Below are 18,044 nucleotides of genomic sequence, written 5' to 3'. Positions count from 1 at the left end.
CACCATCATGACCGGCACCGCTCAGCACTACGACCGGATCCGCGCCACCGTCGGCGTCTACACCCCGGGCAGCAGCCTGGTCGCCGTCTCCGGCCTGGAGCGCGGCGTCGTCCTCGGCCGGATCCTGGCCAAGGACAGCGAGTACGTCGAGCCGGACACCGCCCGCGACACGCTGATCCTGGACGAGCAGGGCGGCATCTGGGACGCCGTCATCCACATCGAACTGGACAACACCAGCTGGCTGATCGCGCAGTCCCGCACCGACCTGGCCGAGCTGCTCCGGGAGGCCGCCGCCGACCTGGAGGACGTCGAGGTGGTGGACGCCGCCGAGGAGCAGAGCGCCGTCGCCTTCGAGGGCCCGAAGGCCTGGCGGATCGCCGCGAACCTGGTCGACTTCGAGATCTCCAGCCTGGTGCTGCACGGCGTCACCGCCGTCGACCTGCCCGGCGCGGAGGGCGGCGAGTCCGGCGTGCTGGCCCGGATCGGCACCACCGGCGAGTACGGCTACCTGCTGCTCGCCCCGGCCGGCGCCGACCCGCTGGCCACCGTGCTGCGCCAGGCCGAGGCGCTGGACGGCGGCGAGGTCGACCCGGCCGCGCTGGCCCGGGCCCGGGCCGAGGTGCGCCACCCGCAGATCGCCGAGCAGACCGCCGGGCTGACCGTGCGCGAGGCCAACCTGGAGTGGCTGGTGAGCTGGAACCGCGAGGACGAGTTCCGCGGCGGCGCGGCCCTGCTGGAGGCGCCCGCCCCCGAACGCGGCCTGGTCACCGTCAGCGCTCCGGCGGGCTCGGCACCGGCGGCCGGCGCCGCGGTCCTGGCGGGCGAGGTGGCGGTCGGCGAGATCCGCACGGTCTTCCCGAGCGCCCCGGGCGCCGACGAACTGGCCCTGGCGCTGCTCGCCAAGCCGTTCGACGTCCCCGGCTTGGAGCTGCACAGCACCGCCGCCGACGGCTCCGCCGTCACGCTCAGCACGGTCGCCTCCCCGGTGGTCGTCCCGCAGTCCTGGACCGAGCGAATCGGAGCCTGATCGCCATGCGCATCGTCATTACCGGGCTGGGCATGATCTCAGCCGTCGGTACCACCGCCGACGAGTGCTGGGCCGCCATCCAGGCGGGCCGCAGCGGCGTCGGCGAGGTCACCGTGGTGGACACCACGGGCCTGGTCACCAGCAAGGGCGGCCAGTCACCGGTCCCCGACCAACCGGGCGTGGACCGCTGCCTGACCCTGGCCGTCACCGCCGCCACCGAGGCCGTCGAGCACGGCAGGCTCGCCGAGGCCGGCTACCGGGCCGACCGGGTGGGCGTGGTGGTGGGCAGCAGCCTGGGCACCAGCCGCAGCGTCGAGAAGTTCCACGAGCAGTGGATCAAGGAGGGCCTGCGCAAGGCCGACAGCCGGCTGCTCAAGGGCTACGCCCTGCACAGCGTGGCCGACCTGCTGGCCGAGCGGCTCCAGCTGACCGGACCGCGCTCGCTGCTCTCCAACGCCTGCGCGGCGGGGGCGGTGGCCATCGGCTACGCCTGCGAGCTGCTCTGGAGCGGCGAGGCGGACGCGGTGCTGGTCGGCGGCGTCGACCCGCTGGCCGGGCTCTCCTTCCACGGCTTCAACTCACTCGGCGCGCTGGACTCCGGCTCCTGCTCGCCCTACACCCGCTCGGCCGGGCTCAACCTCGGCGAGGGCGCCGGGTTCCTGCTGCTGGAGAGCGCCGAGCGGGCCGCCGCGCGCGGTGTCCCGGCGATCGCCGAGGTGGCCGGCTACGGCCTCTCCGCCGACGCCCACCACCAGACCGCGCCCGACCCCGGCGGCGACGGCGCGGCCCGCGCGATGGCCGCGGCGCTGCGCAGCGCCGGCCACACCGTGGACCAGGTCGACTACATCAACGGCCACGGCACCGGCACCCCGACCAACGACAAGGTCGAGCCCAAGGCGATCCGCAGCCTCTTCAGGACGCCGCCGCCGACCAGCTCCACCAAGTCGATGATCGGCCACACGCTGGGCGCGGCCGGCGCCGTGGAGGCGGTGGTCTGCGCGATGGCCGTGCGCGACGGCATCCTGCCGCCGACCGCCAACACCGGTGGCCTGGAGCCCCCGAGCGGGCTGGACATCGTGCCCGAGACGGCCCGCCGCGGCGCGGTCGACGTGGTGGTCTCCAACTCCTTCGCGTTCGGCGGGAACAACGCGGCGCTGGTGATCCGCAACGCCGCGCTGACCGACACCCCGCCACCGGCCGCGGTCGCCGCGGCGGTGGGCCGGGACGTGGTGATCACCGGCATCGCGGGCATCGCCGGCGCCGCGCACAGCCACGCCGAGCTGCTGGCCACCCTCGCCTCGGGCGAACCGGCCTACCGCGAGCAGATCCCGGTGGAGGGCTTCGGCACCCGCCCGGCCGGCACCGTCGACTTCAAGGCGATCGCGGCGGGCATCAACCCCGCCGTGCTGCGCCGGATGGACCCGACCAGCCGGCTGGCCGCGGCGGCGGTCGCCGAACTGCACCGCACGTACGGCAAGCCGAGCCGCCAGCAGGCCGAGCAGACCGGGCTGATCTTCGCGACCGGCCTCGCGCCGATCACCCCCGTGCAGGACTTCAACGAGGGGATCGTGCTGGCGGGCGGGCCCTCCGGCGCCAACCCGAAGTTCTTCCCGAACACCGTCGTCAACGCGGCCGCCGGCCATGTGGCGATCCTGCACCGCTTCAAGGGCATCACCGCGACGGTCTGCGCGGGCGGCACCAGCGCGCTCAGCGCCCTGCACTACGCCTACCGGCTGATCGCGCGCGGCGCCGCCGAGCGGATCGTCGTGGTGGTCGCCGACGAGTGCCCGGACGCCCTGGTGGCGGGCCACGTCAAGGTGCCCGGCTTCCTCAGCGACAAGGGCGTGCGCCCGTTCGCGGGCGGCGGCACGGTCCTCGCGGCCGGCGCCGTCGCCATCCTGCTGGAGTCCGCGGCCGGCGCCCGGGAGAACGAGAGCACGGTGCTCGCCAAGGTGGCGGGCTTCGGCCTCACCGGCGACGACAGCGGCATCGCGGGCCTGCGCCAGGACGGCGACGCCTGGTCCCGCTCGCTGGCCGAGGCGGTCGCCGGCGCGGGCCTGACCCCCGAGGACATCGGCCTGGTCGCCTGCGCCGCGATGGGCCGCGAGGTGGTGGACGGCGCCGAGATCGCCGCGCTGCGCGGCAGCGGCCTGGACCGACGGCCGGTCACCGCCACCAAGTCGCTCTTCGGCGAGACCTACGGCTGCGCGCCCGGTCTGGCCCTGGTCGCGGCCGTGCAGGCCATCCGGGACGGATTCCTGCCCGGCACCTGGGGCGCGGACGTGGCCCCCGAGGCGCTCCCCGGCCTGGTGCCGCAGGGCGGCCGGGCCGGCACCGTCGACCACGCGCTCGTCTCCAGCTTCGCCTACGGCGGCAGCTACCTGTCGCTGGTGGTCTCCCGGTGGGAATCATGACGATCGATCAGAGGGCAACGGACGGCACCGCGGCCCAGGCCGGCGGCACCGACGTGCTGGCCGCCCACGGGCTGGTCAAGCGGTTCGGCGACCGCACGGTGGTGGACGGCGTCTCGCTGCACGTCGGCCGGGGCGAGATCCTCGGCTTCCTCGGCCCCAACGGCGCCGGGAAGTCCACCACCATCGCGATGCTGACCGGGGCGCTGGCTCCCGACGAGGGCGAGATCACGGTGGACGGCGTCGCGCTCGCGGCCGACCCGATGCGGGCCAAGGCGCTGATCGGCGTCGTCCCGCAGGAGATCGCGCTCTACCCGAGCCTGTCCGCCCGGCAGAACCTGGCCTTCTTCGCCGGCGCGTACAAGCTGGCGCGCGGGCTGCGCAAGGAGCGGATCGACTGGGCGCTGGAGGTGGTCGGCCTCAGCGACCGGGCCGGCGAACGGGTCTCCTCGTACTCGGGCGGCATGCAGCGCCGGGTGAACATCGCGGCGGCGCTGCTGCACAAGCCCCGGCTGCTCTTCCTGGACGAACCGACGGTCGGCGTGGACGCGCAGAGCCGCAACCAGATCTTCGAGACCGTGCTGCGGCTACGCGCCGAGTTCGGCATGTCCGTGGTGTACACCAGCCACTACATGCCGGAGGTGGAGCAACTCTGCGACCGGCTGGTGATCGTGGATGCCGGCCAGGTCCTCGCCGAGGGCACCCAGCAGGAGTTGCTCAAGCCACTCGGTGAGGGCCTGCTCGAATGGGCCCTCAACGAGGCCGAACTCGCCCTGCTGGAGAAGGGGATCGACGATCTCGCGGTCGCCTTCACCGAGCACGGCGAGGTGACCGTGACCACCTCCGGCGACAACGTCCCGACCATACGGGTCCGGGTGGAGGACATGCCGGCCACCCTGCGCAAGGTCTCCGACTTCGCCGCCGAGAACTGCCTGGGCCTGGGCGGCATCCGGCTCGGCCGGCCCGATCTGGAGTCGCTCTTCCTCGACCTGACGGGTCGCCAGATACGGGACGGTGCCTGATGTTTCCGATGATCCGCAAGGAACTGCTGGTCCTGCTGCGGGACCGCGCCTCCCTGATCACCCTGTTCATCTCCCCGGTGCTCTTCATGACCGTGATGAGCTTCGCGCTCGGCAACTCCTTCGCCAACCTGGGCTCTCCGGGCAAGCTCAGCATCTCGATCGTCGACGAGGACCACAGCCCGGCCGCCCAGGCGGTGGTCAGGGCACTCTCCAGCAGTGGCCGACTCCAGGTCACCAGCGCGGTGGACGGCGTGCCGCTGAGCGCCGCGCAGGCACAGAGCCGGGTGCACGCGCAGACCGACGCCTTCAGCGTGCTGCTGCCGGCCGGCTTCCAGCAGCAGGTCGCGGACGGCGGCGCGCCGAAGATCGGCTTCGTCGTCGACCCGTCCTCCTCCCGGCAGGTGGTCGACCCGGTGGAGTCGGCGATCAGCAGCCTGGTCGTCACGGTCACCTCGCAGGAGGGCACCACCCTGGCGCTCACCCGGCTGAGCGACACCCAGAGCGATCCGGCGGTCAAGGCCGCGATCCAGGCCCAGGTGGCGGCGCTGGACAGCACCACGCACCAGGTGGACTCGACCGTCAGCTTCCCGGCGGGCGAGGGCGCGAAGAAGTACCCCTCGGTCTACCAGCAGGAGGTCCCCGGCTACACGGTGATGTACGTCTTCTTCATCGTCACCATCATGGCCGGCTCGATCATGGTCGAGCGGCGCGAGGGCACCTTCCGCCGGCTGCTCTCGGCCCCGATGCCGCGCTGGCAACTGCTGCTCGGCAAGGTCGCGCCGTACCTGCTGGTGGCGGTGGTCCAGGTGGCCATCCTGCTCAGCTTCGGCCGGTTCGTGTTCGGCATGAACCTGGGCCTCCACCCGCTGGCGCTGATCCCGATCAGCCTGGCGCTGGCCGCCTGCGCGGTCGCCCTGGGGCTGCTGCTCGCCTCGGTGACCCGCAGCGAGGCGCAGGTGATGGGCATCGGGACGGCCATGGTGCTGGTGCTCGCGGCGCTCGGCGGGTGCATGGTGCCCGGGGTCTTCCTGCCGCACTTCATGCAGAGCATCACCCACTTCATCCCGCAGGGCATCGCACTCAACGCCTACCAGGACGTGCTGGTGCGCGGCGAGTCGATGGGCGCGGTCCTCCCCGGGGCCGGGATCCTGCTGGCCGTCGCGGTGGCGATGTTCGCCCTGGCGGTGCCGCGGTTCCGGTTCGTGCGATGAGCGCAGCCGACCGGACGGGGGTGCTCCACCTCCACACCGGCCGCACGCCCCGGCTGCCGCGGGACGCGTTCGGCCGCCGGGCCAGCCCCTCGGGCCGGGCCCTCCTGCTGGACGCGGCCCGCGGCGGCGACCGGTCGGCCGGCCGCCCGGCCGGCGCGCCGGTGCACGGGCCGGACCGCCGCTGGTACTGGCCCGGCACCGGCTGGCGCGGCTCCGTCTCGCACGTCGGCGAGGCGGGGCTCGCCGGCCTGGCGCACGACGTCTGGATTGGCGTCGACATCCAGGACGAACGGCCCAGGCCCGCCGCGCTGCGCTGGCTGGCCCGGGTGCTGGACCGGCCCGTCGAGCAGGTCACCCTGCGGGACTGGGCCGAGACGGAGGCCCTGCTGAAGGCCCAGGGCATCGCCGGCACCCGCCCCGAGCGGGTCGACCTGCCGCCCTGGGAGCCGGGGTGGCGCCCGACCCGGTGCGGCTGGTGGGTCCGCAGCAGCCCGACCGCCCCCGGCGGCGTCCACCTCGCCCTCGCCGCCCAGGAGCCGCTGCCGCTGCGCTGGAGCGGCGACCGCGTCCACACCCGGCCGACCGAACGGAGCCTTCTCGGATGACCCCCGCCCCGACCCGCCCGCGCCCCGCGCCCGCCGGCTACAGCCGCCGCATCTCGCTGACCGAACGCAGCTACCTGATGGGCGCGTTGCTCGCTCCACCGATGGCCATCCAGGTCTTCGTGGAGGGGTTCGGCGCGCTCGACCCCGATCGGCTGGCCCGGGCCGTCGCCACCGCCTCGGCCGCCTGCCCCGGCGCCCGGGTGGTCCGGCGCGGCCCGTCCTGGGTGGACAGCGGGACGAACCCGCCGGTCACCGTCGTGGACGGCACGCGGATCGACCGGACGACCTTCGACGGCGCCGCGCTGCGCCGCCCGTTCGATCCGGCGCGCGGCCCCAACTGCGAGGTGCTGCTGCTCACCGGGGAGCCGGCCACGCTGGTCTTCCGGGTCTTCCACGCCGTGATGGACGGCAAGGGCGTGATGGCCTGGATCACCGAGGTGTTCCGCGCGCTGCGCGGCGAGAGCGCGCTGGGCGCCGCGGACACCGACACCGAAGAGGGCCTGGTCGCCCGGTTCGCCCCCGGCGCCGCCACTCCCCCCGCCGACACCGCGGCCGGGCGGGACTGGCCCTCGCCCTTCGACGCCCTGGCCGTCAGCGGCACGACAGCCGACAGCGGCAGCGACCTCGACTGGATCTGGCGCCGGCACACCGTCCCCGGCAGCCACGTCGGCCTGACCGCCAAGGCCGCCGTCGCGATCACCGCCGCCACCGGCGCGGCGGGCCGCTTCATGGTGCCGGTCAACCTGCGCCGGCACGACCCGTCGGTGCGCTCCACCGCCAACCTGACGCTGCCGGTGCTCCTCGACGTGCCGCCGGGCGCCACCTGGCGGGCGACCCAGGGCCGGCTGGTCCAGGCCCTGATGGAGCGCCGGGAACTCACCGCGGACGGCCCGCACGACGGCGCCACCCGGCTCGCCTCGCTCGCCGCCCTCGCCCCCGGCCTGGCGGACGCCCGCTCGGCCGGCGAGCGGCGCTCGCGCTACCGGGCCTCGGCGATCCTCTCCGAGCTCGGCAAACCCGACCTGCCGAGCCTGTGCGGCGCCGGCTTCACCGCCCGCACGGTCTACTCGCTGCCGATGTACGTGCCCTACGCACCGGCCTTCCTGACGATGTACCAACTCCCCGACCGGGTGGAGATCGGCCTGTCCTGCCGGAGCGGGCCGGGCATGGGCGCTAAGGCCGACGCCCTACTGAGCCTCGTCGAGGCGGCACTCAACTCCTGAGGAGGCACTCGTGAACGACCGTATCCGGCACGGCATCCTGGCCACCGTGGGGCACACTCCGCTGGTCCGCCTCACCGGCGTCGCGGCCGGCTCCGGCCTGGAGGTCCACGCCAAGCTGGAGCGCTTCAATCCCAGCGGCAGCACCGAGGACCGGACCGCGCTCGACCTGCTGATGCCGCCGATCCGGTCCGGGGAGCTCGTCCCGGGCCGACCGGTCGTCCTGGAGGCCGACTCCGGCAACCTGGCGGTCTCGCTCGCCCAGGCCTGCCGCTACTACGACCTCGACCTGCACCTGGTGGTCGACCCCGACACCCTCGCGCCCTGGCACCGCGCGATGCTGCGCGCCTTCGGGGCCCGGGCGCACGACGAGCGGCTCGACCGACTCGCGCAGCGGGCCGACGCGTTGGCCGCCACCCTGGCCGGCTCCTACCGGCCCGCACAGCCGGCCGGGCCGAACGGCGCGCTGATGCGCGAGATCTGCCAGGCGCTGCCCACCGACACCGACTACCTGTTCTGCCCCAGCAGCAGCCCGGGCGCGCTGCGCGGCGTCCTCGCCTTCGTGCGCAGCCGGCAACTCCCCACCAGGGTGGTCGTGGTGGCCGACGATCCGGCCGCCGTACCGGCCCTGGGTCCGAGCGACCTGGTGGAGAGCGTCGGTGCGGCGGCGGCCGCGGCCGGCTGCCGACGGCTGCTCGACCGCGAAGGCCTGCTGGCCGGACGTTCCTCCGGCGCGGTGGTGGCGGCACTCGCCCAACTGCACCGCCGGCTCGACCGCGGCGCCGTCTGCGTCCTGGTCCTGCCCGACGGCGGCGACCGCTACGCCGAGACCCTCTACGACGACGCCTGGGTGGCGTCCCAGCTCGGCACCCTTCCCGAACTCCCGCTCGGCCGCCAGGAGACAGCGCGATGACCCACTCCACCCTGCTCGACCTGCTGGCCGAACGCGCCGCCACCGCGCCGCAGTCGCCCGCCCTGCTCACCTCCGAGGGCCGCGCGCTGAGCTACGCCCGACTGGACGCCCTGGTCCGGGCGACCGTCGTGCGCCTGGCCGGGCTCGGCCTCGAACGCGAGGACCGGGTGATGGTCTGCGCGCCGGGCGACCTGGACGGCGTGGTGCTCCAACTCGCGGTCATCAGCACGGCCGTGTGCTGCCCGGTCAACCCGCTGCTGGCGCAGGAGGAGTTCGGGCAGGCGCTGGAGCTGCTCGAACCCTCGGCCGTGCTCGGCTTCGGTTCGACCTCGGCGAAGCTGCTCCGCGCGGCCGACCTGCACCGCACCGCGGTGATCGAGGCGGTTCCGCAGCTGTTCGGCGAACCACTGGAACTCCACTTCGCCAGCGGTGAGTTGCACCCCGACCGGATGCAACCCCGGCCCGTCGCGGGAGAGTCGCTGCTGCTGCGCACCTCCGGCACCACCTCGGCCGGCAAGCTCGTCCCGCTGGCGATGGGCCAGCTGCTGGCGGGCGCCATCGCCTCGGTCCGCGCCTTCGGCCTCGGCCCCGCCGACCGCTGCCTGAACGTGATGCCGATGTTCCACATCCAGGGCCTGGTCGGCTCGGTGGTCGCCTCGCTGGTCGCCGGGTCGAGCGTCGTCCTGCTCCCGGCCTTCGACGCCAAGCAGGCGCTGCGCTCGCTGGAGGACACCCGGGCGACCTGGTTCTCCGCCAGCCCGACCGTGCACCGCCTGCTGCTCGACCGGCTGGGCGAGGAGCCGGTCGACCGCGGCAGCCTGCGGTTCACCCGCTCCGGCGCCGCGAGCCTCCCGGCCGCGCTCCGCGAGGAGCTGGAACTCGCCTACGGCGTCCCGGTGCTGGAGACCTACGGGATGTCCGAGGCGCACCAGATCGCCTCCACCCTGCTGCCGGACGGCGGCCCCCGGCCGGTCGGCATGGTCCCCACCGGCTCGCGGGTCGCCGTGCTGGACGCCGAGGGCGCGGTGCGCACCGAGCCCGGCCCGACCGGCGAGCTGGTGGTGCGCGGCGCCAACGTGATCGAGCGCTACGTCCGCCCACAGGACGGCGCCGACGCGTTCGTCGACGGCTGGCTGCGCACCGGCGACCTGGGCCGGCTGGCCGCCGACGGTTCGGTCCAGGTCACCGGCCGGATCAAGGAGATGATCAACCGGGGCGGCGAGAAGGTCTCCCCGTACGAGGTGGAGGAGGCTCTGCTGCGGCACCCGGCCGTCCGCCAGGCGGTGGCCTTCGGGGTGCCCGACGAGGTGTTCACCGAGCAGGTGGTGGCCGCCGTGGTCCTGCATGAGGGCCGCACGGCGGACGAGGCCGAGCTGCGGGCGCACACCGCCGCGCACCTCGCGCCGTTCAAGGTGCCGTCGCGGATCGTGCGGCGGGAGGCGCTGGCGGTGAACGCGGTCGGCAAGCTGGTCCGGGCCGACTTCGCCCGCGACTTCGCCGAAGCCCCGGCGGTCCCGGCGGTCCCAGCGGCCCCCGAGGCCGCCGCCTGCGCCGCCGACGTCCCGCTGCTGCCGCGCACCCCGGTGGAGGCGGCGCTGGCCGGCCTCTGGGCGCACGCGCTCGGCCGCGCCGCGTTCGACGGCGTCGACGAGGACTTCTTCACCGCGGGCGGCGAGTCGATCACGGCGGTCGCCCTGCTGCAGGGCATCCAGGAGGCCTTCGGCGTGGCGATCTCCCCGGCCGGCCTCTTCGACGACCTCAACACGGTCGAGCGGCTCGCCGAGGCCGTCCGCACGGCGATCAGCGGCACCGCGCCCCTCCCGCCGGGTGGTGCTGCTCACAGCGCGACGGGCTGATACGAGGGCCGATAGGGGAACGCGCCGGGCGTACGGACGCCGTCGCGGGCACCGCCGATCCGGTCATCAGGCGCTCCGAGCTGACGATATGAACGTCGGATAAAGAGATCACTCCGCCAAGCGCCTGAAATTACCTGTCCGACCGCACTACACGCCGTAGTAGTTGATCGGATTTCGGTACTGCCTCACCGACGGTTACACCTGAATGGTCCCCCAGCGAGTGCCCCGTCCAGGCCTGGCTCCACGCTGCCCCGAATCGCTGCGAGGTCGTGCACGATGTCCCTTCATCCGTCCCAGCCGTCCCACCCATCCGACCCGTCACCGGAGTCCCCTGCCGGCCGGTCCGCGTCCATGTGGGCCGCCGCCACCCGACTGGCCACCGCCCGACTGACCGCCGCGCGCGCCCTGCCGCTGCTGCCCCTGCTCCCGCTGGTCCCGCGCACGCCGGCCGCGCACGGCCTGCCGCGCGTCGACCCGTACGCGGTCTTCTACGGCCCGCACCGCCGCAAGGCCGCCTCGGCCGCCGCCGCCGGCGCCGTGCTGTTCGGGGTCATACTGGCCGCCGTACCGGGCAGTGCGGCCGCCCAGACCGTGCGGCCGACCACCCCGGGCAGCTCCGCGTTCACCGCCGAGCACGGCGGCCCGGCGCAGACCGCCGTGGTCCAGCTCGCCGAGCCGACCGCCTACCTGCTGCCCGGCGGCGCCGGCAGCTCGCAGGACGCCGTCGCGGTGGCGCTCAACCTCACCCCCGGCACCCCGCCGGCCCCGCCCGCCCCGGCCGCCGCACCCGCGCCCGCCCCGGCAGCGCCCGCGCCCGCGCCCGTCCTGCACTGGTCCGCGCCCGTCCCCGGCGCGCCGATCACCAACCCGTACGGCGTGCCGAACCGCGAGTACGCGGCCGGCTACCACACCGGCGTGGACTTCGCGGTGGACCAGGGCACGCCCGTGCTCGCGGTCGGCGACGCCACCGTCGTCTCGTCCGGCTGGGCCGGTTCGTACGGCAACCAGATCGTCCTGAAACTGTCCGACGGCCGCTACGCCCAGTACGCGCACCTCTCCAGACTGGCCGTCAGCGAGGGCCAGCAGGTGCCCTCGGGGCAGCAGATCGGCGCCTCCGGCAGCACCGGCAACTCCACCGGCCCGCACCTGCACTTCGAGATCCGCACCAGCAACAGCTACGGCGCCGTCACCGACCCGATCGGCTACCTCTCCGGACACGGCGTCCACGACTTCTGACCGCCGCCCCGGGGGGGACGGGTCAGGAAACCGGGTCAGGAAACCGTGGTCCCGGCCTCGATCCGCGCGGCGATCTCCAGCGCCACCGTGAGCGAGGCCGCCACGGCCTGCTCCAGGGTGGCCACCTCCTGGCACTCCACCGGGTCCGGGCCGTCGTCGAGGTCCTGCTTGAGCAGGAAGAGCGCGGAGTTGACCGAGAAGAGCGCCATGGTGGCCCGCAACCGGTCCTCGAAGGAGGCGTTCGGGCCGTGCACCAGGCGGATCATCCCGATCATCCGCGCCTTGAACTCCAGCCCGGCCGGGCTCCCCCGCAGGGCCGGCTGGTTCTCGTGGAAGAAGCGCAGCAGCGGCGCCCGTTCGACCATGCCCGCCGCGAACCGGCGGACCAGCTCGTCCCGGAGCTCCGGCGACCAGGGCCGGTTCTCGCCCCAGGCGATCGCCTCGTCGATCGGCTGCGCCATCGTCTCGACGATGCCGTGGACGATGTCGTCCTTGGTCTTGAAGTGGTAGTAGAGCGCGGCCTTGGTCACCCCGAGCCGGTCGGCGATCTCACGCAGCGAGGTCTTCTCGTAGCCGTTCTCCGAGAACAGTTCCAGCGCCACCGTGATGATGCGTGAGCGGGTGTCACTGCGGGGGCTCAGTGTCGTACTCATGGCTTCTCGGCCTGCCTTGATAGCTGCGCTGGAGTGGGGGCGCCGGCGCCCGGGGGCACCAGCCGGCATCTGACCGGTTCCGCCACATTCTCGCCGACGGGGAGGACGTGGCCGAAACCGGCTTGACGCCTGGCTTACACAGACCTTACCGTGCCAACGGACAACAAACTAGCCGGGCGGCAAGTAAGTACCCCGCCCCCAAGGCCCGCCGAGCCGCCGAGCCGCGGTCCGCACTGCGCTTCCGGGAGACGCACCATGGCACAACAGCAGGTCGACGCGAAGGCGGCCACCCCGCCCTCACCCGTCGAGGGGGAGGCCGGCACACCGGCGCAGACGCGGACCCACCGCGAGATAACGCTGGTGATGATCGGTCTGGTCATCACCATGCTCCTGGCGATGCTCGACAACCTGATCGTCGGCACCGCCATGCCGACGATCGTGGGCGACCTGGGCGGCGCCAACCACCTCTCCTGGGTGGTCACCTCGTACACCCTGGCCACCGCGGCGGCGACGCCGATCTGGGGCAAGCTCGGCGACCTCTACGGCCGCAAGGGCACCTTCCTCACCTCGATCGTGATCTTCCTGGTCGGCTCGGCGCTGTCCGGGCTCTCGCAGAACATGACCGAGCTGATCGCCTTCCGCGCCCTGCAGGGCCTGGGCGCCGGCGGTCTGATGGTCGGCGTGATGTCGATCATGGGCGCGCTGGTCTCGCCGCGTGAGCGTGCCAAGTACCAGGGCATGTTCGCCGCGGTGATGGCCCTCGCCACGGTCGGCGGCCCGCTGCTCGGCGGCTTCATCACCGACCACTTCAGCTGGCACTGGATCTTCTACATCAACCTGCCGCTGGGCCTGATCGCGCTCGCCGTGGTCACCGTCACGCTGCACCTGCCCAAGGTCCGTTCCACCGCGAAGGTCGACTACCTCGGCGCCGCGCTGCTCACCACCGGGATCACCTCGCTGGTGCTGATCACCACCTGGGGCGGCGGGCAGTACGCCTGGGGCTCCAAGCACATCATCGGCCTCGCCGTGCTGGCCGTCGCCGCGCTGATCGGCTTCTGCTACACCGAGCAGCGCGCCGAGGAGCCGATGCTGCCGCTCGGACTCTTCAAGAACCTGAACTTCTCGATGGTCTCGATCATCGGCTTCATCGTCGGCTTCCTGATGTTCGGCGCCGTCGCCTTCCTGCCGCAGTACCAGCAGTACGTGCAGGGCGCCTCGGCCACCAACTCCGGCCTGCTGCTGATGCCGATGATGTTCGGCATGCTGGTGGTCTCGCTGGTCGTCGGGCAGATCGTCAGCAAGACCGGCAAGTACCGGATCTTCCCGCTGATCGGCACCACGGTGATGGGCGGCGGCGCGCTGCTGCTCTCCACGCTGGGCACCGACAGCACCCGGTTCACCTCCAGCTGCTACATGGTGGCGCTCGGCGCCGGCATGGGCTTCCTGATGCAGATCACCATGCTGGTGGCGCAGAACAGCGTCGAGCTCAAGGACATGGGCGTGGCCAGCTCGACGGCGACGCTGTTCCGCACCATCGGCGGCTCGTTCGGCGTGGCGCTCTTCGGCTCGCTCTACACCCACCGGATCACCACCGGGCTGAGCCACGTGCCCCAGCTCGCCGGGCACGCGTCGGACGCCTCCGCGGCCAACGCGCTCACCCCCGCGACGCTCAAGGCGAAGCCCGAGTGGTTCCAGGACGCCTTCCGCCACGCGGTGGCCAGCGGCATCCACTCGGTCTTCCTGTGGGCAGCCGGGATCACCGTGATCGCGATCGCCGCGGCCGTCTTCCTGCGGGACATCCCGCTGCGCGGCGGCCCGCAGACCGAGAGCTCCATGGAGGCGGCGGCCATCTGAGCCGCCCCCGCCCCGCAACGCCGCTGCCCCCGCCCGGATCCGTCCGGGCGGGGGCAGCGGCGTTCACACCCTAGACCGACCGGTCTTACTGCGGGAGGCGGTAGACCCCCGGCGCGACCGGCTCCACCAGCCCGTCGGCGACCAGGCCGTCCAACGCCCGGGCCCGCTGGACCGGCTCGGGCCAGACGGCGTCCAGCCGGTGCTGCGGCACCTCGCCGTGCGCGTCGCGCAGTACGGCGAGGAGCTTGCCGCGCACCTGGCGGTCGGTGCCCTCGTACGTCTGCCCGCGCCGGGCCGGACCCTCGTACGGCGGACGGCCGGCCCGCTGCCAGGCGCAGTGCGCGCGCAGCGGGCAGCCGCCGCACTCCGGGCTGCGGGCCGTGCAGACCAGGGCGCCCAGCTCCATCACGCCGACCGCCCACTCGGCCGCCGTCCCCGCCACGTCCGGGAGCAGCTCGCCGGCGGTCCGACGCTCGGCCGCGGTGGTCGCCTGGGCCGGGTACTCGACGCCGGTGACCGCGCGGGCGAAGACCCGGCGCACGTTGGTGTCCAGCACCGCGTGGCGCTGGCGGAAGGCGAAGGAGGCCACGGCGGCGGCGGTGTACTCGCCGACCCCGGGCAGCGCCAGCAACTCGGCGTGGTCGTCCGGGACCTCGCCGCCGTGCCGCTCGGTGATCGCCGTCGCGGCGGCGTGCAGCCGCAGGGCACGGCGCGGGTAGCCGAGCCGCCCCCACATCCGGACCGCCTCGCCCGGTGCGTCGGCGGCCAGCGCGGCCGGCGTCGGCCAGCGCTCCACCCAGGCCGCGTAGGCGGGCAGCACCCGCTTCACCGGAGTCTGCTGCAGCATGAACTCACTCACCATCACCGCCCAGGGCGAGGCGTCCGGGGTGCGCCAGGGCAGGTCGCGGGCGTTCTCCCGGTACCAGTCCAGGACGATGGAGTGCAGCAGCGGGGCGGGGGTGCGGGTACTCGTCGGCATAGCACCTCCGATCCTCGCACAGTCGCCGGACGGGCGGGGGTGCCGACAGGCTCGCTCGGACGGACCAAATGGCGGATCATGTGAAAGAAGGTGCCCGAGGATGGTGTTGTTGCGTCTGGCGGTGCTCCGACTCTCGTAGAGTTTGATCGTGCCTTCTCTGCGTCAGCCCGTCGGACCGCTGCCAGCCTCGATCTACTGGCGGCGGCGTTTCGTCATGCTCGCCGCCGTGGCGGTGGTGGCCCTCCTGGTGGCGTGGTTGACGCTCGGTCAGGACGGCGGCGGGACGAAGCCCGTCGGCGCTCATCCCGCACCCGCCCCCTCGGCGGTCACCTCGATCACCCCGGGCGCGACCCCCACCGGCCCCGCCATCAGCACCCACCCGGGCGGCACCGGCGGCGGCACGGGCTCCGGAGGCAGCACGGGCACCGGTACGGGTGGGACGAACCCGACGACCGCCCCGACCGGCGGCACGGACAGCACGGGCGGCACCACCGGCGGCACGGACACCACCGGCGGCACCGGGACCACCGGCACCTCGGGCGGCGGCGGCTCCGCGACCGGCGGCGTTCCGCCGGTCAACACCGGTGACGTGATGGCCCTCCCGCTCTGCACCGCCTCGCAGCTCACCCTGGAACTGGCCGGCACCCAGAACGCCTACCAGCCCAAGGAGAAGCCGACCTTCGAGCTGAAGATCCGCAACGCCTCCGGCTCCCCCTGCCGCGTCGACCTGAGCCAGGCCGCCTCCGCGATCACCGTCAACTCGGCCAGCGGCGAGCGGATCTGGTCCTCCGCCGACTGCGTCACGGACAAGCAGGGCCGCTGGGTCCAGATCTCCCCCGCCACCGCCCTGACCGAGACCTTCGTCTGGGACCGCACCCGCAGCAAGCCCCAGTGCCCCACCCCGGCGGACACCACCCCCGCCCCCGGCGGCAACTACCTCGTCCAGGCCGAACTGACCGGCCCCGCCGGGGGACCCGTCCCGGCCCGCACCTCCACCCGCCTGGACGGATAGCCGACCCGGCACAGATCACGCCCGCAGGGAATGTCATGCCCATTTCCCGGCGAATGATCGATATCACAAGACGGAAACAAAAGGCCGTCCGGCCCGACCACCCCCGAGAGAATTCACGCACCCCCTGCTACGCTCCCGACCACGAAACTGACGGGCAGTCAGTCTCTGTCGTCCGAGATGAGGCAGGTTCCGGATGAATCCAGCGGAAATGCGGGCACGGCTCGACGAGGTCGAGGCGGAGATCGCTTCGCTCAAAGCCTTTGTCGATGCCGTCGAACGCGGTGAACACGACGACGAGGACAGGATCGCCTCAGCGGTCGCTCGCATGCCCCGTCCGGAGGCCGAGCCCCGACCCAAAGGCCTCTTCGGCCGCAAGCAGCAGCCTGCGCCCGACAACCGGGCCGAGCTGGTGCGGAGCATCCAGCGGTCGGCGCTCCAGAAGAAGGCGCTGGACCGTATAAACCAGGAACTCTATCCGGAGCTGCACGAGCTGCGTTTCAAGCTCGGCCTGCGGTAGAAAAGGAGATCCGATGTCGTACACGGGCGACCAGAAGGACAAGCACTGCAAAACCTGCAGGAAGAAGCAGACCTGGGTCAAATGTTCGAACTGCAACGGCCGAGGCCCGACCTGGTCGACCACCTGCAAATTCAAGTGCACCGAGGGCTACAAATGCGCCACCGCCCCGACGAATCCGCATCACCCCCTCACTGAATAGACCTGAGGCCGCACTCCGGCCGGACAGCCAGCAGCGCGAGGTGCGGCGTCACCAGCGCATCCCCGTCAAACCGGAACACCGACAGGCCGACGTGGTTCTCCGCGTCGGCCGTCGCGCTGTACCGCGTCTCCACACCAGGTACGCCCCGCAGCCTTGGGGGTGTGTGGCTGACCGTTTCTCCACAGGGGGTGGAGGGTCAGACGTAGCGTTCCAGGATCGAGGACTCGGCGAGGCGGGAGAGGCCCTCGCGGACCGAGCGGGCGCGGGTTTCGCCGACGCCCTCGACGGTCTGGAGGTCGTCGATGCTGGCGGCGAGGAGCTTCTGGAGGCCGCCGAAGTGCTCGACGAGGCGTTCCATCACCGTGTTGGGCAGACGCGGGATCTTGGCCAGCAGGCGGTAGCCGCCCGGGGAGACGGCGGAGTCCAGCGCCTCGGGGCTGCCGGAGTAGCCCATCGCCTTGGCGACCGTCTGGAGGTCGAGGAGCTCGGCGTGGGTGAGGGCTTCGAGGTCGGCGAGGACCTCGGGGACGGTGCGTCCGCGCTTGGCGGCGCGCTCGGGGAAGTAGTCGCGGGCGACCAGTTCGCGCTCGGGTTCGACGCCCGCGATCAGCTCGTCGAGCTGGAGCGAGAGCAGCCGGCCGTCGGTGCCGAGTTCCAGGACGTAGCCGGCGATCTCGGCCGCGATCAGCCGGACCATCTCCAGGCGCTGGGCGACGGCGGTGACGTCCCGGACGGTGACCAGGTCCTCGATCTCCAGGGCGGAGAGGGTGCCGGCCACCTCGTCCAGGCGCAGCTTGTAGCGCTCCAGGGTGGCCAGCGCCTGGTTGGCGCGGGAGAGGACGGTGGTGGAGTCCTCCAGGACCCGGCGCGAGCCGTTGACGTACATGGCGATCAGACGCATCGAGTGCGAGACGGCGACCACCGGGAAACCGGTCTGCTTGTTCACCCGTTCGGCGGTGCGGTGCCGGGTGCCGGTCTCGTCGGTGGGGATCGAGGCGTCCGGCATCAGGTGCACGCCGGCCCGGACGATCTTGGTGATGTCCTTGTCGAGCACCACCGCGCCGTCCAGCTTGCACAGCTCGCGCAGCCGGGTGGCGGTGAACTCGACGTCCAGGACGAAGCCGCCGGTGCTGACCGAGTCGACGGTCTTGTCGAAGCCGAGCACGATCAGGCCGCCGGTGTTGGCGCGCAACACCCGCTCCAGGCCGTCCCGCAGGGGCGTCCCGGGCGCGATGGCTTGGAGGGAGGCGCGGAGCAGGGCCTCCTCACGGGGGGACTTCTCCACCCGGTCGCTCGCTGCCACGTGACTCCTCCGGCCGGCCCGGTCCG

Annotated in this window: 15 protein-coding genes and 1 pseudogene; 12 read left to right on the top strand and 4 right to left on the bottom strand. The window is 73.1% G+C overall.

Translation table 11 applies throughout. The annotated features are described in order from the left end of the window. Positions 1-7: 7 nt before the first annotated feature. The 9 genes from BS80_RS24270 to BS80_RS38025 all read left to right on the top strand — a co-directional run bounded on the left by BS80_RS24270 (position 8) and on the right by BS80_RS38025 (position 11,501). Positions 8-1,027, top strand: a complete 1,020-nt coding sequence (locus BS80_RS24270; RefSeq protein ID WP_035800595.1) for a hypothetical protein — start codon at positions 8-10, stop codon at positions 1,025-1,027. Between the two features lie 5 nt (positions 1,028-1,032). After that, complete coding sequence (locus BS80_RS24265; RefSeq protein ID WP_035800593.1) at positions 1,033-3,441, top strand: beta-ketoacyl-[acyl-carrier-protein] synthase family protein; 2,409 nt, start codon at positions 1,033-1,035, stop codon at positions 3,439-3,441. After that, entirely contained in the window at positions 3,438-4,460 is a 1,023-nt protein-coding gene (locus BS80_RS24260; protein ID WP_051966989.1) for an ABC transporter ATP-binding protein, read from the top strand. Before BS80_RS24265 ends, BS80_RS24260 begins: the two co-directional genes overlap by 4 nt. A gap of 8 nt (positions 4,461-4,468) precedes the next feature. Further along, positions 4,469-5,671, top strand: coding sequence for an ABC transporter permease (locus BS80_RS24255; protein WP_198045601.1), 1,203 nt, complete (start codon positions 4,469-4,471; stop codon positions 5,669-5,671). Then, positions 5,668-6,276, top strand: coding sequence for a 4'-phosphopantetheinyl transferase family protein (locus BS80_RS24250; protein WP_157536549.1), 609 nt, complete (start codon positions 5,668-5,670; stop codon positions 6,274-6,276). The genes BS80_RS24255 and BS80_RS24250 overlap by 4 nt, the downstream gene beginning before the upstream one ends. After that, entirely contained in the window at positions 6,273-7,499 is a 1,227-nt protein-coding gene (locus BS80_RS24245; RefSeq protein WP_051966987.1) for a hypothetical protein, read from the top strand. Before BS80_RS24250 ends, BS80_RS24245 begins: the two co-directional genes overlap by 4 nt. Positions 7,500-7,509: 10 nt before the next feature. Then, on the top strand, positions 7,510-8,409 hold the full coding sequence (locus BS80_RS24240; RefSeq protein ID WP_035800587.1) for a pyridoxal-phosphate dependent enzyme: 900 nt from the start codon (positions 7,510-7,512) through the stop codon (positions 8,407-8,409). Next, positions 8,406-10,265: a non-ribosomal peptide synthetase gene (locus BS80_RS24235; RefSeq protein WP_051966986.1), complete on the top strand. Its 1,860-nt coding sequence runs from the start codon at positions 8,406-8,408 to the stop codon at positions 10,263-10,265. The genes BS80_RS24240 and BS80_RS24235 overlap by 4 nt, the downstream gene beginning before the upstream one ends. Before the next feature lie 351 nt (positions 10,266-10,616). Further along, on the top strand, positions 10,617-11,501 hold the full coding sequence (locus BS80_RS38025; RefSeq protein WP_051966985.1) for a M23 family metallopeptidase: 885 nt from the start codon (positions 10,617-10,619) through the stop codon (positions 11,499-11,501). A gap of 35 nt (positions 11,502-11,536) precedes the next feature. Here the strand turns inward: BS80_RS38025 and BS80_RS24225 are convergent, their stop codons facing one another. Then, positions 11,537-12,154, bottom strand: a complete 618-nt coding sequence (locus tag BS80_RS24225) for a TetR/AcrR family transcriptional regulator (protein ID WP_035800579.1) — start codon at positions 12,152-12,154, stop codon at positions 11,537-11,539. A gap of 255 nt (positions 12,155-12,409) precedes the next feature. Here BS80_RS24225 and BS80_RS24220 point away from each other — a divergent pair, with 255 nt between their 5' ends. Then, positions 12,410-14,008: an MDR family MFS transporter gene (locus BS80_RS24220; protein WP_083975148.1), complete on the top strand. Its 1,599-nt coding sequence runs from the start codon at positions 12,410-12,412 to the stop codon at positions 14,006-14,008. A gap of 85 nt (positions 14,009-14,093) precedes the next feature. On the opposite strand, the gene BS80_RS24215 is transcribed toward BS80_RS24220, so the two are convergent. Continuing rightward, complete coding sequence (locus BS80_RS24215) at positions 14,094-14,987, bottom strand: HhH-GPD family protein (protein WP_035800578.1); 894 nt, start codon at positions 14,985-14,987, stop codon at positions 14,094-14,096. Between the two features lie 148 nt (positions 14,988-15,135). On the opposite strand from BS80_RS24215, the gene BS80_RS24210 reads away from it, so the two are divergent. Together BS80_RS24210 and BS80_RS24205 are read left to right on the top strand one after the other, a co-directional pair. After that, on the top strand, positions 15,136-15,999 hold the full coding sequence (locus tag BS80_RS24210; RefSeq protein ID WP_035800576.1) for a hypothetical protein: 864 nt from the start codon (positions 15,136-15,138) through the stop codon (positions 15,997-15,999). A 193-nt stretch (positions 16,000-16,192) separates the two neighbouring features. Next, complete coding sequence (locus tag BS80_RS24205) at positions 16,193-16,516, top strand: hypothetical protein (protein ID WP_157536548.1); 324 nt, start codon at positions 16,193-16,195, stop codon at positions 16,514-16,516. Positions 16,517-16,743: 227 nt separating this feature from the next. On the opposite strand, the pseudogene BS80_RS43025 reads toward BS80_RS24205, so the two are convergent. Together BS80_RS43025 and disA are read right to left on the bottom strand one after the other, a co-directional pair. Next, a pseudogene (locus BS80_RS43025) lies at positions 16,744-16,869 on the bottom strand (XRE family transcriptional regulator); the annotation flags it as partial. A 42-nt stretch (positions 16,870-16,911) separates the two neighbouring features. Next, positions 16,912-18,018 carry a DNA integrity scanning diadenylate cyclase DisA gene (gene disA, locus BS80_RS24200; protein ID WP_051966983.1) on the bottom strand — a complete coding sequence of 369 codons (1,107 nt, stop codon included), beginning with the start codon at positions 18,016-18,018 and terminating at the stop codon, positions 16,912-16,914. Positions 18,019-18,044: the final 26 nt, after the last annotated feature.

Origin of the sequence: Kitasatospora mediocidica KCTC 9733 (assembly GCF_000744225.1) — a bacterium.
In the GTDB taxonomy this organism is placed as follows: Bacteria; Actinomycetota; Actinomycetes; order Streptomycetales; family Streptomycetaceae; genus Kitasatospora; species Kitasatospora mediocidica.
Note: the sequence above shows the minus strand (reverse complement) of the source record. Positions and strands in the feature narration are given on the sequence as shown.

What these genes read in the sequence shown, in the direction of transcription:
- BS80_RS24270 (WP_035800595.1), top strand. Translation starts at nt 8, where the DNA reads ATGACCGGCACCGCTCAGCACTACGACCGGATCCGCGCCACCGTCGGC.
- BS80_RS24265 (WP_035800593.1), top strand. Translation starts at nt 1,033, where the DNA reads ATGCGCATCGTCATTACCGGGCTGGGCATGATCTCAGCCGTCGGTACC.
- BS80_RS24260 (WP_051966989.1), top strand. Translation starts at nt 3,438, where the DNA reads ATGACGATCGATCAGAGGGCAACGGACGGCACCGCGGCCCAGGCCGGC.
- BS80_RS24255 (WP_198045601.1), top strand. Translation starts at nt 4,469, where the DNA reads ATGATCCGCAAGGAACTGCTGGTCCTGCTGCGGGACCGCGCCTCCCTG.
- BS80_RS24250 (WP_157536549.1), top strand. Translation starts at nt 5,668, where the DNA reads ATGAGCGCAGCCGACCGGACGGGGGTGCTCCACCTCCACACCGGCCGC.
- BS80_RS24245 (WP_051966987.1), top strand. Translation starts at nt 6,273, where the DNA reads ATGACCCCCGCCCCGACCCGCCCGCGCCCCGCGCCCGCCGGCTACAGC.
- BS80_RS24235 (WP_051966986.1), top strand. Translation starts at nt 8,406, where the DNA reads ATGACCCACTCCACCCTGCTCGACCTGCTGGCCGAACGCGCCGCCACC.
- BS80_RS38025 (WP_051966985.1), top strand. Translation starts at nt 10,617, where the DNA reads ATGTGGGCCGCCGCCACCCGACTGGCCACCGCCCGACTGACCGCCGCG.
- BS80_RS24225 (WP_035800579.1), bottom strand. Translation starts at nt 12,154, where the DNA reads ATGAGTACGACACTGAGCCCCCGCAGTGACACCCGCTCACGCATCATC.
- BS80_RS24220 (WP_083975148.1), top strand. Translation starts at nt 12,410, where the DNA reads ATGGCACAACAGCAGGTCGACGCGAAGGCGGCCACCCCGCCCTCACCC.
- BS80_RS24215 (WP_035800578.1), bottom strand. Translation starts at nt 14,987, where the DNA reads ATGCCGACGAGTACCCGCACCCCCGCCCCGCTGCTGCACTCCATCGTC.
- BS80_RS24205 (WP_157536548.1), top strand. Translation starts at nt 16,193, where the DNA reads ATGAATCCAGCGGAAATGCGGGCACGGCTCGACGAGGTCGAGGCGGAG.